General features: G+C 57.7%; 15 protein-coding genes. 14 read left to right on the top strand and 1 reads right to left on the bottom strand.

Translation table 11 applies throughout. From position 1 onward, the window contains the following. The first annotated feature begins 13 nt into the window (after positions 1-13). From QN370_RS05910 to rlmD, 3 genes are read left to right on the top strand one after another with little or no spacing between them, the layout of a single operon-like run. On the top strand, positions 14-895 hold the full coding sequence (locus tag QN370_RS05910) for a peptidoglycan DD-metalloendopeptidase family protein (protein WP_322128071.1): 882 nt from the start codon (positions 14-16) through the stop codon (positions 893-895). Then, on the top strand, positions 896-1,906 hold the full coding sequence (gene rpoS / locus QN370_RS05905) for an RNA polymerase sigma factor RpoS (protein ID WP_322128070.1): 1,011 nt from the start codon (positions 896-898) through the stop codon (positions 1,904-1,906). It abuts the gene before it with no gap. A 50-nt stretch (positions 1,907-1,956) separates the two neighbouring features. Next, a complete protein-coding gene (gene rlmD / locus QN370_RS05900; protein ID WP_322128069.1) occupies positions 1,957-3,297 on the top strand; it encodes a 23S rRNA (uracil(1939)-C(5))-methyltransferase RlmD in 1,341 nt (446 codons plus the stop codon). 142 nt (positions 3,298-3,439) lie between these two features. Here the strand turns inward: rlmD and QN370_RS05895 are convergent, their stop codons facing one another. After that, positions 3,440-4,132 carry a Bax inhibitor-1/YccA family protein gene (locus tag QN370_RS05895; RefSeq protein WP_322128068.1) on the bottom strand — a complete coding sequence of 231 codons (693 nt, stop codon included), beginning with the start codon at positions 4,130-4,132 and terminating at the stop codon, positions 3,440-3,442. Between the two features lie 148 nt (positions 4,133-4,280). On the opposite strand from QN370_RS05895, the gene ndk reads away from it, so the two are divergent. The 11 genes from ndk (at position 4,281) to hflX (ending at position 15,228) form a co-directional block, all read left to right on the top strand. Then, positions 4,281-4,706, top strand: a complete 426-nt coding sequence (gene ndk, locus QN370_RS05890; protein ID WP_322128067.1) for a nucleoside-diphosphate kinase — start codon at positions 4,281-4,283, stop codon at positions 4,704-4,706. A 46-nt stretch (positions 4,707-4,752) separates the two neighbouring features. Then, positions 4,753-5,919, top strand: coding sequence for a 23S rRNA (adenine(2503)-C(2))-methyltransferase RlmN (gene rlmN, locus QN370_RS05885; protein WP_322128066.1), 1,167 nt, complete (start codon positions 4,753-4,755; stop codon positions 5,917-5,919). Next, positions 5,916-6,728 (top strand): type IV pilus biogenesis/stability protein PilW, encoded by an 813-nt coding sequence (gene pilW / locus QN370_RS05880; protein WP_322128065.1) that lies wholly within the window; start codon positions 5,916-5,918, stop codon positions 6,726-6,728. The genes rlmN and pilW overlap by 4 nt, the downstream gene beginning before the upstream one ends. Before the next feature lie 16 nt (positions 6,729-6,744). Beyond that, on the top strand, positions 6,745-7,698 hold the full coding sequence (locus QN370_RS05875; protein WP_322128064.1) for a RodZ domain-containing protein: 954 nt from the start codon (positions 6,745-6,747) through the stop codon (positions 7,696-7,698). 3 nt (positions 7,699-7,701) lie between these two features. After that, a complete protein-coding gene (gene ispG, locus QN370_RS05870; RefSeq protein WP_322128063.1) occupies positions 7,702-8,991 on the top strand; it encodes a flavodoxin-dependent (E)-4-hydroxy-3-methylbut-2-enyl-diphosphate synthase in 1,290 nt (429 codons plus the stop codon). A 22-nt stretch (positions 8,992-9,013) separates the two neighbouring features. Beyond that, entirely contained in the window at positions 9,014-10,390 is a 1,377-nt protein-coding gene (gene hisS / locus QN370_RS05865; RefSeq protein ID WP_322128062.1) for a histidine--tRNA ligase, read from the top strand. A 62-nt stretch (positions 10,391-10,452) separates the two neighbouring features. Then, positions 10,453-11,103 (top strand): tetratricopeptide repeat protein, encoded by a 651-nt coding sequence (locus tag QN370_RS05860; RefSeq protein WP_322128061.1) that lies wholly within the window; start codon positions 10,453-10,455, stop codon positions 11,101-11,103. A 51-nt stretch (positions 11,104-11,154) separates the two neighbouring features. Continuing rightward, positions 11,155-12,300, top strand: a complete 1,146-nt coding sequence (bamB, locus tag QN370_RS05855; RefSeq protein WP_322128060.1) for an outer membrane protein assembly factor BamB — start codon at positions 11,155-11,157, stop codon at positions 12,298-12,300. A gap of 9 nt (positions 12,301-12,309) precedes the next feature. Further along, positions 12,310-13,653 (top strand): ribosome biogenesis GTPase Der, encoded by a 1,344-nt coding sequence (der, locus tag QN370_RS05850; protein WP_322128059.1) that lies wholly within the window; start codon positions 12,310-12,312, stop codon positions 13,651-13,653. Between the two features lie 178 nt (positions 13,654-13,831). Continuing rightward, the gene (hfq, locus tag QN370_RS05845; RefSeq protein WP_009665448.1) at positions 13,832-14,068 is read left to right on the top strand and encodes an RNA chaperone Hfq; all 237 of its coding nucleotides are present in this window, start codon (positions 13,832-13,834) and stop codon (positions 14,066-14,068) included. Positions 14,069-14,106: 38 nt separating this feature from the next. Then, complete coding sequence (gene hflX / locus QN370_RS05840; RefSeq protein WP_322128058.1) at positions 14,107-15,228, top strand: GTPase HflX; 1,122 nt, start codon at positions 14,107-14,109, stop codon at positions 15,226-15,228. The last annotated feature ends 34 nt before the right edge of the window (positions 15,229-15,262 follow it).

Below are 15,262 nucleotides of genomic sequence, written 5' to 3'. Positions count from 1 at the left end.
CACATCGACCAGAATGAAAAAACACCCTCTCGCTATTCTCCTTTTGATCACCGCTGTCCTGGCTGGTTGCGCAACACCGCGCAGCCCCGCGCCGGTGGTCGACATGGCAACGCCAGTCAGTGGCGTCCGTGCACCGGATGCTCCCGGGTTCTATACGGTTAAAAAAGGCGACAGGCTCAACCGCATAGCGTCGGAGTTTGGTCAGAATGTCCGTGACATCGTGATCTGGAACAACCTGCCCAATCCGAACGATATCCAGGTCGACCAGGTCTTGCGTGTCTTGCCTCCGGCCGGTACGGCCCAGACGGGCAGCGTTGCTACCGGTTCCGGCGTCGACGTGCGACCACTCAACGGTGCCGGGACAGGTTCTGCCAAAACGGGTCCGCGTGGCGACAAGCTGTCGTATTCCGAAGCGGCACTGGCCGACTTGCAAAAGCCGGAGGGTGCGACAGTCACCGCCGCACCGCCAGCGCGCGTCGAAGCGCCGAAGGCTGTCAACAAACCAACTGATGCTTCGCCGCCCGAAGAAGAGAATGTGGGCTTTATCTGGCCGACAGAAGGCCGTGTAACGGCTTCTTTCGACGCCGGCAAAAAAGGGATCGACATCGCCGGCAAAAGTGGCCAGGCAGTGATTGCGTCCGGAGCTGGCAAGGTCATGTATGCCGGCAGCGGCATCCGCGGCTACGGCAACCTTGTCATCGTCAAGCACACCAGCAATTTGCTGTCAGCCTATGCCCACAACAAGACGATTCTGGTCAAGGAAGGCCAGACGGTCACGCGCGGCGAAAAAATTGCCGAGATGGGTAATTCCGATTCCGACAGCGTCAAGCTGCATTTTGAAATTCGCCAGCAAGGCAAGCCTGTCGATCCTGCGAAGTTTCTTCCTGGCCGATAAATGAGCAATGTGCATGATGCGCGTCCCGGCGACGATGACGCTGTCGACGATGAAGGGACTGGCAGTGATCCGCTCGATGAGAGCGGGCTGGATGACGAGTGCGAACCCGGCACGGTCAACGGCATTGTGCTGGTCGATTCGATCGATGAAATTCGCAAAGTCCTGACATCGGAACTGTCAACCGACACGACCCAGTTGTACCTGAACCAGATCGGCGCGCGTGCATTGCTGACGGCAGCGCAAGAAGGTCACTATGCAACGCTGGCCAAGGCAGGGGACTTCCCGGCCCGTCAGGTCATGATCGAGCACAACTTGCGGCTGGTGGTGTCGATTGCCAAGCACTACATTAATCGTGGTGTCGTCTTGCTCGACCTTATCGAGGAAGGCAACCTCGGCCTGATGCGGGCCATTGACAAATTTGAACCGGAGCGTGGGTTTCGTTTTTCTACTTACGCGACCTGGTGGATACGCCAGAGTATCGAGCGCGCCATCATGAATCAGGCGCGTACCGTGCGCTTGCCGGTACACGTGGTGCGCGAGCTCAATCAGGTTCTGCGCGCCAAGTACCACCTCGAAGCCTTGCATCACGACGGCAAAGATGCGTCGGTCGAGGACGTGGCTCACCTGACGGGGCGGACTGCGGAAGACGTGCAGGACATCCTCGCCCTGGCCGAACATCCGGTCTCGCTGGATGCGCCGCTCGATGCTGATCCGCAAGGTAGTCTGATGGACATGTTGCCCGGTGAGTTGGCCGACGGGCCGGAAGCGCGTGCCGCGCAGCATGAAACGTCCTTGCTGGTACGTGACTGGCTGGCGCGGCTGACCGACCGGCAGCGGCTGATTATCCAGCGTCGCTTCGGGCTCGACGACGATGATCCTGTCACGCTTGAAGCGCTGGCTGCCGAACTGGGTGTGACGCGCGAGCGGGTACGCCAGATTCAGCAGGAAGCGCTGATCAAGCTCAAGCGTGCGCTGGAGTCACGCGGTGTCAACCGCGACGCCTTGCTGTAATCCTTCTTTTATTTCACTTCGACGGTCATGCCGTCAGCTTCTGGTCATCTATGCCGCAAACTATTCTGGAAATCCGCTCCCTCGACATGGAAGCCCGTGGTGTCGGCAATCTTGTCAACGACGATGGCAGTCACGGCAAAGTCATTTTTGTCGAAGGCGCGCTGCCCGGCGAACGGGTGCATTTCCTGTCATTCCGTAAAAAATCCAAGTGGGAAGCCGCCCGGATGACTGGTCTGCTGCGCGAATCGGCGATGCGTGTCACGCCGCAATGCGTGTACTTCGGCACGTGCGGCGGCTGCGCGATGCAGCACCTGGACGCCGCCGCCCAGGTCGCGATCAAGCAACGGGTTCTGGAAGACAACCTCTGGCATATCGGCAAGATGCGTCCGCGCCAATTGCTGCGGCCGATTTATGGTCCGACCTGGGGCTATCGCTATCGCGCCCGATTGTCGGTGCGTAACGTGCCGCGCAAGGGTGGCGTGCTGGTTGGCTTTATCGAAAAGAAATCATCGTATCTGACCGACATGACCAGTTGCGAAATACTGCCACCCAAGGTGTCCGGATTGCTGGTGCCGCTGCGCGAACTGATCGCTGCCTTGTCGATCGTCGAACAGGTGCCGCAGATCGAACTGGCGGTGGGCGAGGGCAATGACGGCGTGGTCACCGTGCTGGTACTGCGCATCATGGCAGCGCTGAGTCGCGCAGACGAAGTGTTGCTCAAGGCATTTGCCGACCTGCACCAGATCATCTGGTGGCTGCAAAGCGCCGGTCCTGAAAGCGCCGTACCGTACTACCCGCTCAATCAGTCGCTGCATTATTCGCTGCCGGAGTTCGGTATCACGATGCCATTCAAGCCGACTGATTTCACGCAAGTCAATCACCAGATCAACCGGGTGCTGGTGGCACGCGCGCTTCGTCTGCTCGATGTACAGCCGGATGAACGGATCGCCGATCTGTTTTGCGGGCTGGGAAATTTCACGCTCCCCATCGCCACGCAGGCGCGGGCCGTCGTGGGGATCGAAGGCAGTACGGCGCTCACGCAGCGGGCGATGGATAATGCGCGCGTCAATGGTTTGCAGGACAAGACCAGCTTCGCATGCCGTAACCTGTTCGACATCACCAGCGCGGATGTCATCGCGCTCGGTTACTTCGATCGCCTGTTGATCGATCCGCCGCGTGACGGCGCGATGGCCTTGTGCGAAGCCCTGGCCGAGCTGGAGCCGGCGCACAAGCCGCGTCGCATCGTCTACGTATCATGTAATCCGGCCACGCTGGCACGCGATGCGCAGTTGCTGGTGGCGGGCGGCTACGTGCTGTCCCAGGCAGGTGTGGTCAACATGTTCCCGCACACGGCGCATGTGGAATCGATGGCGGTATTTGACCTGGCCTGATGTTGGTACCGGCGTAAAAAAAGCCAACTTGCGGGTTGGCTTTTTTACTGATGCAGCAAATTTCCGTGGTTTGCGGTGCAATGCCCTGCGGTTATTGCACCCCACAATTCCGCCCAACCTCACGGCCCCGCGCAAAAAAACTTCAGTCCCGCTGCCCGCCAAAAATCCCCAGCAACGCCAGCAGGTTGGCAAAAATATTGTAGACATCGAGGTAAATATGCAGCGTTGCAGTGATGTAGTTGGTCTCGCCTCCATTGATCACTTGCTGCACGTCATGCAGGATGTACGCCGAAAAAATACCGATCGCCAGTACCGACACAACAAGGTACAGCGCTGGCATTTGCAGAAAAATATTCGCCACGGCGGCCACCAGGATGACCAGCATGCCAACGAACAGCCAGCGTCCCATCCCTGAAAAATCGCGTTTCGAGACGGTGGCGATGGTGGCCATTACGCCCATGATGGTGGCTGTGCCGCCGAAGGCGGTCATCACCAGCGTGCTGCCATTGGCGTAACCCAGCGTATGGGCAATCAGTCGCGACAACATGATGCCCATGAAGAAGGTAAAGCCCAGCAGGACAACCACGCCCATGCCGGTTTCCTTGGTTTTTTCGATGGCATAAAAGAAGCCGTAAGCAATCGCCATGAAGGCCATGAAGCCCAGAAACGGGCTGCCGGCAAACAGCGAAAAATTCATGGCGACGCCCAGCCAGGCACCGAGTACCGATGGAATCATCGACAGCGCCAGCAGCCAATAGGTGTTGCGCATCACGCGGTGACCGGCGCTGCGGGTCGTCGCCGGGGAAGAGTAAGTCTGATCGTAGTGCTGGTTCATGCGAGCTCCGTGTAAGTAAAATATGAGGCTGTGGGCCGGCTATCGTCACTGCTTTGGTTTAATCGAAGGGCTTTCATGCTAAAATCCTGCTCTTGCCGGTGGTTCAAATTCACCCCTTAACCCTTTAATTTCATTGGAGTTTTTACAGATGTCTATCGAACGCACCCTGTCAATTATCAAGCCAGACGCCGTTGCAAAAAATGTCATTGGCCAAATTTACACCCGTTTTGAAAACGCTGGTTTGAAAATCATCGCCTCGCGCATGATGCATCTGTCACGGTCCGAAGCCGAAGGCTTCTATGCCGTACACGCAGCCCGTCCGTTCTTCAAGGATCTGGTTGATTTCATGATTTCCGGTCCTGTCGTTGTTCAGGCGCTGGAAGGCGAAAACGCCATTGCAAAGCATCGCGACCTGCTCGGTGCTACCGATCCGAAGAAAGCCGACAAGGGTACCATTCGTGCTGATTTCGCTGATTCGATCGATGCCAACGCAGTCCATGGTTCGGATGCAGTCGAAACAGCCCAGGTCGAAATCGCGTATTTCTTCCCTGCGCTCAATATCTATTCCCGTTAATTTAAATCAGGCCGCAGCAATATTGCGGCCACATTGTTAGGACATCATGGCTCTCACCAACTTGCTGGACCTCGATCCCGCGCAACTCGTTGCTTATTGCAGCGAGTTGGGTGAGAAGCCGTTTCGTGCCAAGCAATTGCAACGCTGGATCCATCAGTTCGGTGCCAGCGACTTTACGGCAATGACGGATCTGGCCAAATCACTGCGCGACAAGCTTGCAACGCGCGCAGTGGTGCAGTCGCCCGCAGTGATCAGCGATCACACCTCAACCGACGGGACGCGCAAGTGGCTGCTCGATGTGGGGCAGGGCAATGCAGTCGAAGCCGTGTTCATTCCGGAAGAAAATCGCGGCACGCTATGCATTTCGACGCAAGCGGGCTGTGCGGTCAATTGCCGGTTCTGTTCGACCGGCAAGCAGGGATTCAACCGCAACCTGACAGTCGGTGAAATCATCGGCCAGTTGTGGATGGCCGAATTTGAATTACGCAAGACCAAGGGCATCGAGCCCGGCCCGAAAGGCGAGCGCCAGATCACCAACGTGGTGATGATGGGCATGGGCGAGCCACTCCTGAATTACGAGCCGACCGTCACGGCCCTCAAGCTGATGCTTGACGATAACGCCTACGGCTTGTCGCGCCGGCGCGTCACGTTGTCGACTAGCGGCGTGGTGCCCAATATCGACAAGCTCGGTCAGGACTGTCCGGTGGCGCTGGCCGTCTCGCTGCATGCCTCCAACGATGCGTTGCGTGACAGTCTGGTGCCACTCAACAAGAAATATCCGCTCAAGGAATTGATGGCTGCGTGTGTGCGCTATCTGGAGTTCGCACCGCGCGATTTCGTGACGTTTGAATACTGCATGCTTGATGGCGTCAACGATACTGAACAGCATGCGCGTGAACTGGTGGCATTGGTGCGCCATGGTGCGGTGCTGGTGCCGTGCAAGTTCAACCTGATTCCATTCAATCCTTTTCCCGAGTCCGGTCTGACGCGCTCGAACAATCCGCAGATCAAGCTGTTTGCGCAGGTGCTGATGGATGCCGGCATCGTGACGACGATACGCAAGACCCGCGGCGACGATATCGACGCGGCGTGCGGCCAGCTTGCAGGTGAAGTGCAGGACCGCACCAAGGTGCAGGAGCGGATGCAAAAAATGGCCGAGTATCAACAAAAATTCGGCAAGGATTTTGGTCGGCTGGTCGAGGTGACTTCTTGAAAAACACTGTTAGCTGGTTGTTGACGACGCTGCTGGCAACACTGCTGGTCGCGCTGGCCGGTTGTGCAGCGACCGGCCCGGGTGCGCCGGGCCGCAGCGGGCAAGCCGAATTGCCGACCGCATCGGATCTGACCGACAACCAGCGTCGTGCGCAGATCCGGCTGGAACTGGCGATCAATTATTACCGCGAAGGCCAGCTACCGGTTGCGCTCGACGAGCTCAAAAATGCATTGCAGTCCGATCCGAATCTGGCCGATGCCTACGGTGTGCGGGCGCTGATTTACATGAACATGAACGAGACCAATCTGGCCGATGAGAATTTCAGGACGGCCATCAGGCTTGCGCCGAATAATCCTGAGCTGACGAGTAACTACGGATGGTTCTTGTGCCAGAACGGACGCGCCGCGGAATCAATCGCGTACTTTGAAGAAACGCTCAAGAGCCGGACCTACCAGCAGCCATCGAAGGCACTCAACAATGCCGGCCTGTGTAGTCTGAAACTGAAAAACGATGTCGCCGCCGAGCGGTACTTCAAGCAAGCTTTCCAGTTCGATCCGACCAATGCCTCAGCCACGTTGAGTCTGGCAACGATCCATTACCAACGGCGCGAATACGAGCAGGCCCGGTTTTACACAGGGCGATTGCTGAAGGACGATGTCTTCAGCGTCGAGGCGCTGTGGTTGGCGCTCAGGACCGAACACAAACTGGGTAACCTGGCTGCAGAAAACAGTCTGGCCATCCAACTGCGACGACGCTTTCCGGCGTCGAAAGAATTCGCAGCCTACCAACGCGGGGCTTTTGATGAGTGAAGACGGATCCAATACAGTGCCATTTGAACCAGCAACACCAGTCCAGCCGAATCTGTCTCCGGGTGCACAACTGGCACGTCAGCGCGTCGCGCTCGGCTGGAGTATTTCGGAGGTGGCCTCGCATCTGAATCTGGCACCGCGTCAGGTTCAGGCGATGGAAGACGACAACCATGCCGCCTTGCCCGGCATCGCCGTGACACGCGGTTTCCTGCGCGCTTACGCAAAATTGTTGCGCATCGATGCGGCTCCGCTCATGGTCGGGTTGGTCCTGCCAGTCGAAGACTTTAGCGATGCGCCGGTTCCGGCCCGCCGTTCCATCGCGCCTGCCAATTTTTCTGATAACCGGCTGGGTTCTTCCGGCAGCCATCGGGCTTCTTCGAAGTGGTATACCGCTCTGCTGATAGTCGTGGTCGTGATTGCCGCAGGTTCGCTGGCACAGCACTATGGCTGGTTACCAAAAAATCTCGACGACGCTTCGGTCAATGTCTCCAATGGCCTGAACGCGCTACGCGGTGAGCCCGTGCAAACGGTTGCAACGGGTCCGGAGCCATCACCCGGGCATGTCGAAATCACGCCTGATATGCCGATCGGGGTGGTGGCACCGGTAGTTGCGCCAGTGGTTACCGACGCGCCGGTTGAAGCCCCTGTTGCGGCGGCGGGTCAGGCAACTACTGCCACTGCAGCGATACCACCTGTGGATCTCGCGCTGGTGCCGGCACCCGTGGCAGCGACCAACAACCAGTTGGTACTCACTGTACGCAGTGACTCCTGGATTGAAATCCGCGGTAACGGCAGCAGTGCCGTGACCTCGAAACTGTATCGCGCCGGTAGCACTAGCACGTTCGATATCCTCGAGCCGGTCACGCTGGTGGTCGGCAATGCAGCCGGAGTTGATGCCACGTTGCGTGGCGCGCCGCTGCCGCTGCCTTCTGCTTCGAACAATAATGTCGCCCGTATTAACCTGAAATAGACCATGAGCCTGCTTTCTGCCGATCTGCCTTCCTGCCTGCCGATTCCGTCCGGTCCTTCGCTGCGCCGACTGGTGCGCCAGGTCGCCATTCGTCATGGCGATCACGTTATTCTGGTCGGCGGTGATGCGCCGATTGTCGTGCAATCGATGACCAATACCGATACCGCTGACGCGATTGGTACCGCCATCCAGATCAAGGAACTGGCGCGTGCCGGTTCCGAGCTGGTACGCATTACTGTCAACAATGCCGAAGCCGCTGCGGCGGTGCCGGCAATCCGCGAACAGCTTGATCGCATGGGAATCAACGTGCCGCTGGTGGGTGATTTTCATTACAACGGTCACACGCTGCTCAATGACTATCCGGACTGCGCCCGAGCCTTGTCGAAGTATCGTATCAATCCCGGCAATGTCGGGCAGGGTGCCAAGCGAGACACCCAGTTTGCGCAGATGATCGAAGCTGCCTGCAAATACGACAAGCCGGTCCGTATCGGCGTCAACTGGGGCAGCCTGGACCAGGCACTGCTGGCGCGCATCATGGACGAAAATGCCAAGCGCCCTGTGCCCTGGGCGGCGCAAGCGGTGATGTATGAAGCACTGGTGACTTCGGCCGTCGAAAACGCTTTGCGGGCCGAAGAACTTGGCCTGGCACGAGACAAGATCATCCTTTCCTGCAAGGTCTCTGGCGTACAGGACCTGATCGCCGTTTATCGCGAACTGGCGAACCGCTGCGACTATCCGTTGCACCTTGGGCTGACTGAGGCAGGCATGGGTAGCAAGGGCATTGTGGCCTCGACCGCCGCGTTGTCGGTGCTGCTGCAAGAGGGTATCGGCGACACGATCCGTATTTCGCTCACGCCGGAGCCGGGCGGCGACCGGACCCGCGAAGTCATTGTCGGTCAGGAAATCCTGCAGACCATGGGCTTGCGCAAATTCACGCCGATGGTCATCGCCTGTCCGGGTTGCGGACGCACGACATCGACCACGTTCCAGTCACTGGCCGACAGCATTCAAACCTATTTGCGGGATCAGATGCCGGTCTGGAAAAATGAGTACCCCGGTGTCGAAGCGATGAATGTTGCGGTCATGGGTTGTATCGTCAACGGTCCCGGTGAGTCGCGTCATGCCAATATCGGCATCAGCCTGCCCGGCACCGGCGAGACGCCATCGGCACCGGTGTTTGTGGATGGCGAAAAAACCGTCACGCTGCGCGGCGAGCGTATCTCGGAAGAATTCCAGGCCATCGTGCTGGACTATGTACAAAGCCACTACGGCAAGACCACGCCAGTGGCCTGAATTGATTGTGAAACCAGATCCCATGTCAGATAAAAAAATAGCCCCGAAAAAAGCCGACAAGATTACCGGCGTCAAAGGCATGAACGATATCCTGCCGGCCGATGCCGGACTCTGGGAATTGTTCGACAACACGGTGCAGACTGTGCTCAAGAGCTACGGTTTTCAGCAGATTCGTACGCCGATCGTCGAGTCGACCTCGCTGTTTGCACGCGGTCTCGGTGCGGTCACCGACATCGTCGAAAAAGAAATGTATTCGTTTGCCGATTCGATGAATGGCGACTTGCTGACCTTGCGTCCGGAAGCCACGGCCGGCGTTGTGCGTGCTGCCATTGAACACAACCTGACCTACGAAGGACCGAAGCGCTTGTGGTACACCGGTCCGATGTTCCGGCATGAGCGACCACAACGTGGCCGCTATCGCCAGTTCCATCAGGTCGGTGCGGAAGCCGTCGGTTTTTCCGGTCCGGACATTGATGCCGAACTGATGATGTTGTGCCAGCGCCTGTGGGATGACCTGGGTCTGGACAACATCCGGCTCGAACTCAATTCGATCGGCAATGCCGAAGAGCGACTGCGTCACCGGATCGACCTGATCGCTTATTTCGAGCAGCATTTTGATGTGATGGACGAAGAAGCCAAGCGGCGCTTGCACAGCAATCCGCTGCGACTGCTCGATACCAAGAACCCGGCGATGCAGGAGATGGTCAACGCTGCGCCGCAATTGCTGGCCTACCTTGGCGAGGAATCGCAAGCGCATTTTGACGGCGTGCAAAACATCCTGCGTCACAACAATGTTCCGTTCACGATCAATCCGCGATTGGTACGTGGGATGGACTATTACAATCGCACCGTCTTTGAATGGGTGACCGATGAACTCGGTTCGCAAGGCACGGTCTGCGCCGGTGGTCGCTACGACACCCTGTTTGAAATGTTCGGTGGCAAACCAACCCCGTCGTGTGGTTTCGCAATGGGGATCGAACGCTTGCTGGAGTTGATGCGCGCGGCCGGCGAACAGTATGCTGGCAACCAGTGCGACGTCTACGTCGTGCATCAGGGCGATGCCGCGCAACTGAAAGCATCGGTGGTCGCAGAACGATTACGCGATGCCGGCCTCGACGTTGTGCTACATTGCGCGTCGGCTTCGAGTAGCAGCGTCAAGGCGCAGATGAAACGGGCCGATGCCAGTGGTGCTGCATTTGCGGTCATCCTCGGCGAAGAGGAAGTCGCCGGTGACATGGCGACCGTCAAACCCTTGCGTGCCTCCGAGGGTGAAACGCATCAGCACAACCAGGCTCTGGTGCCGTTTGATAGCGTGGCCGATTATCTGGTGGACCAGATCATCGGTGGCGGCGATCATGAAGGCCACGATCATGCCGGGCATGATCACACGCATCATTAATTCTCCCCGCACTGCGCAGGCCCCATTCACGATTAACAATTTACGACGACGACAAAGTTGATATGGCATACGATCACGAAGAACAAGAGCAAATGGCCAGCCTCAAGAACTGGTGGAACCAGTACGGCAATCTGCTGACCTGGGCACTGACGATTGTGCTGGCCGGCTACGCTGCATGGACTGGGTGGAATTACTACCAGCGCACGCAATCGACCGAGGCTTCGATGCTTTACAACGAATTGCAAAATGCAGTCAAGGCCAAGGACCAGGCTAAAATCCAGCGCGCCGCCACCGATCTGCAGGACCGCTACGTGCGAACTGCCTATGCCCAGATGAGCGCACTGGTCGCGGCCAAATCAGCGGTCGATGCGAATGACCTGCCGCTGGCCAAGACCCAGTTGCAATGGGTAATCGACAAAGGTGCCGATGCCGAATACAAGGCTATTGCCCGGATTCGTCTGGCCGGTATCTTGCTCGATGAAAAAGCATATGACGCAGGCCTCGCTTTGCTGGCAGCGGATTTTCCGGCCGAGTTTGCTGTCAACGTCGCCGATCGCAAGGGTGACTTGCTGGTTGCGCAAAACAAGCTGGCCGAAGCACGCACGGCCTATCAGCTGGCACTTGACAAGGCCGAGCAAAAAAATCCCGGTCGTCAGCTCATTCAATTGAAACTCGATGCCATTGGTGGCGTTGCAGCCAAGGCCGCAGCATAAAATCAGCCGACTTGAACAGGCCGTTCAGTCTTCTCCGGTTAAAGGAAAAAAATGCATAGTGCAGTCAAATTGGCAGGGGCAATGATTCTGGTGACGCTGGCAGGATGTGCGTCATTGAATCCGTTTAGCAAGCCGCCGGCCCGCAATCCTCCCGTCGCGCTGGTGGAATTCAAACCGACCATGGCAGTGCGTGCCATGTGGACAGGGTCGATCGGCAAGTCGAACGGTTACGCCTTGTCGCCGGCCGTCGCCGGCACCAGTATTTTCGCCGCGTCAGCTGACGGTGCCGTTGCCCGTTTTGATGCAGTCAACGGCAACGTGATCTGGCGCATCAATGCCGGTGCACCGCTGACCGCAGGCGTTGGCACCGATGGCAACACGGTTGCCGTGGCCGGTGAAAAAGGTGTGATTTTTGCGTTCGATGGCGACGGCAAGTTGCGCTGGAAAGCGCAGACGTCCAGCGAAGTGCTGTCGGCACCCGCCGTCACCGCTGATCTGGTGATCGTCCGCAGCGTCGATAACCGCATTGCTGCTTTTGATGTTGCCACCGGCACCCGTCGCTGGTTCTTGCAGCGCACGACACCGGCGCTCACATTGCGGTCGTCGCCAGGCATCATCACCAATGACACGGCGGCCTATGCCGCGATGCCCGGTGGTCGCCTGCTTGCAATGACACTTAACAACGGCGCGCCACTCTGGGAAGTGGCCGTGGGTGACCCGCGCGGTGCGACCGAACTCGAACGGGTTTCGGATACATCAGGAAACCCGGTCATCGTTGGTCGCGAAATCTGCGCGGTCGCTTATCAGGGTAGGGTCGGTTGCTTTGACCTTGCCGGTGGCGCAGTGCGCTGGTCGAAAGACTGGTCTAGCGACGTCGGCGTTTCTGTCGACCAGCGGTATCTCTTTGCCGCCAACGATGCTGGCGCAGTGTCGGCATTTGCCCGCGACACCGGCACCAATGTCTGGCGCAACGACAAGCTCGGGTATCGCCGGCTGTCGGCACCGGCGTCTTTTGGTCGCTCGGTAGCCATTGGTGATGGCCAGGGTTTTATCCATTTTCTTGCACGCGATGACGGCGCTTTTCTGGCCCGTGTCGCCACTGACGGTAGCCCGATTCTGGCAACGCCGGTGGTGGTTGCTGATCGCGTGATCTTTCAAACTCAAGCAGGGGCATTGGTCGCGCTGGCGACCGAGTAAAACTATTTAATGAAGCCGGTAATTGCACTCGTGGGCCGACCAAACGTCGGCAAATCCACTTTATTCAACCGACTGACCCGTTCGCGGGATGCCATCGTCGCCGACATGCCGGGCCTGACCCGCGACCGCCACTATGGTGAAGGTCGCATGGGGGAACGGCCTTTTCTGGTCATCGACACGGGCGGGTTCGAGCCTGTTGCCAAAGACGGCATCATGTTTGAAATGGCCAAGCAGACCCGTCAGGCAGTCGCTGAAGCCGACATGGTGATTTTCATTGTTGACGGGCGTCAGGGTATGACGCCGCACGACAAGATCATCACCGATTTCCTGCGCAGGTCCGGTCGTCAGGTCATGCTGGTTGTGAACAAGGCTGAAGGCATGCGCTACAGCGCCGTCACGGCCGATTTCTACGAACTCGGCATGGGCGATCCGTATGTGATTTCAGCCGCGCATGGCGATGGCGTGATGGACCTGGTCGAGGAAGCACTGAACCTGGCGTTTGCGCAAAAGCCGGTCGAGGACGAACCTGCGGTTGATCTGGGTAAAGCAATCCGTATCGCCATTGTGGGTCGTCCCAATGTCGGCAAGTCGACCATGGTCAACACCTTGCTGGGCGAAGAGCGCGTCATCGCATTCGACATGCCCGGCACTACGCGTGACTCGATCGAGATCCCGTTTGAACGCAATGACCAGCAATACACGCTGATCGATACGGCGGGTATTCGCCGGCGTGGCAAGGTCTTTGAAGCGATTGAAAAATTCTCGGTTGTCAAAACCCTGCAATCGATTTCGGAGGCCAACGTGGTCTTGCTGCTGCTCGATGCGCAGCAGGATATCTCCGAGCAGGATGCGCATATCGCCGGCTTTATTCTTGAGTCAGGCCGTGCGCTGGTGGTGGGTGTCAACAAGTGGGATGGTCTCACCAGCAGCCGGCGCGACGAGATCAAGATTGATCTCGACCGCAAGCTCGACTTTCTGTCGTTCGCCAAGTTTCATTACATCTCGGCACTCAAGGCCACCGGGGTCGATCAATTGATGAAGTCCATCAATTCGGCCTACGCGGCGGCGATGAGCGACCTGTCGACACCAAAGCTGACCCGGGCACTGATCGAAGCCGTCGAGCATCAGCAGCCACGTCGCAAGGGCTCGATTCGCCCGAAACTGCGCTATGCCCACCAGGGTGGCATGAACCCGCCTATCGTCGTGATCCATGGTAATTCGCTCGATGCGATCGACGACAATTACAAGCGCTTCCTCGAAAAACACTTCCGCGAGACGTTTGCCTTGGTGGGTACGCCATTGCGTATCGAGTTCCGGTCGGGCAAAAATCCGTTCTCGCGACACGAAAAATAAAGCAGGGCAGACCGGCTGCCTGATGGCACCGGTTGATTATTTTGTCTGTGCATCATCTGGCGACAACACGCGAAATCAATTACATTTTCAAAAGGGGCGGCATAGCCCTTGAAAAGACTGCAAGCTGGCACCAACTCCTTAACAGACCAATACATCACAACAACACATCGGAGTTTTCATGAGCAACAAAGGGCAAATGTTACAAGACCCATTCCTTAACGCCTTACGTAAAGAGCACGTTCCCGTTTCCATTTATCTGGTCAATGGCATCAAGCTGCAAGGACATATCGAGTCTTTCGATCAGTACGTTGTCCTGCTGCGCAACACCGTGACGCAGATGGTGTACAAGCATGCGATCTCCACCGTCGTGCCAGCACGCGCAGTCACCCTCAATCTCGAACCTGAAGCAGACTGACGGCATGTTGATTCCAGCGCTGATGGGGCGCAATTAGCATGCGCGCCGCGTTAGTCGGCGTTGATTTCGGCAAGGGCGATTTCGCGGCCAGTCTGGAAGAATTGTCGTTGCTGGCGAAGTCGGCGGGTGCGATTCCCGTCACGTCCATCACCTGCAAACGAAGCAGCCCCGATGCGGCGTTTTTCGTTGGCTCGGGTAAGGCCAGCGAAATCGGTGAGGCGGTGGTCGACAACGAGCTTGAGCTGGTCATCTTCAATCACGCGCTGACACCAGCCCAGCAACGCAATCTCGAGCGGCACATGAAAGTCCGTGTCATCGACCGTACCAGTCTCATCCTCGATATCTTTGCCCAGCGGGCACAAAGCCATGTGGGTAAGGTTCAGGTCGAACTGGCGCAATTGCAGCATCTGGCAACACGCCTGATTCGCGGCTGGACTCACCTTGAACGACAAAAAGGCGGGATTGGTTTGCGTGGTCCCGGTGAAACACAACTTGAAACCGATCGCCGTTTGCTCGGTGAGCGGGTCAAGGCGCTGCGTGCCAAGCTCGAAAAACTGCAGCAACAGCATGCGACGCAGCGTCGTGCGCGCGGCCGGGGACAAGTCTTTTCCGTGTCGCTGGTGGGGTACACCAACGCTGGCAAATCGACGTTGTTCAACACGATATGCAAAGCGCGCGTGTATGCGGCGGATCAATTGTTTGCGACGCTGGACACGACGTCACGTCGTGTCTACATGGGTGATGCGGGTAACGTCGTGCTGTCGGATACGGTCGGCTTCATTCGTGAATTGCCGCATCAACTGGTGGCCTCATTTCGTGCCACGCTCGAAGAAACGATTCACGCTGATCTGTTGCTCCATGTGGTGGATGCGGCCAGTCCAAACCGGTTGGAGCAGATCGAGCAAGTCAATAGCGTTCTCAAGGAAATTGGTGCAGACCAGATTCCCCAGATACTGGTCTGGAACAAGATCGACGCCGCTGGCCTGGAGCCCGCTGTGGAACGCGACGAATATGATAAGATTCACCGCGTTTTTGTGAGCGCGAAAAGCGGCGTTGGTGTCGATCTGCTTCGTAGCGCAATCGGTGAATTTGCAAAATCAAGCAAGGCGGCGATGTCCGGCGAAAGCCCCGAAATCCTGTCTTGTGACGCGCCGGTTTGACGGCATGTATGCAGTGTCAACACTCCCTATAACC

The organism is Actimicrobium sp. CCI2.3, assembly GCF_035019065.1.
In the GTDB taxonomy this organism is placed as follows: Bacteria; Pseudomonadota; Gammaproteobacteria; order Burkholderiales; family Burkholderiaceae_D; genus Actimicrobium.
The sequence above is the reverse complement of the archived record's forward strand: the minus strand, read 5'-3'. Positions and strand labels throughout refer to the sequence as shown.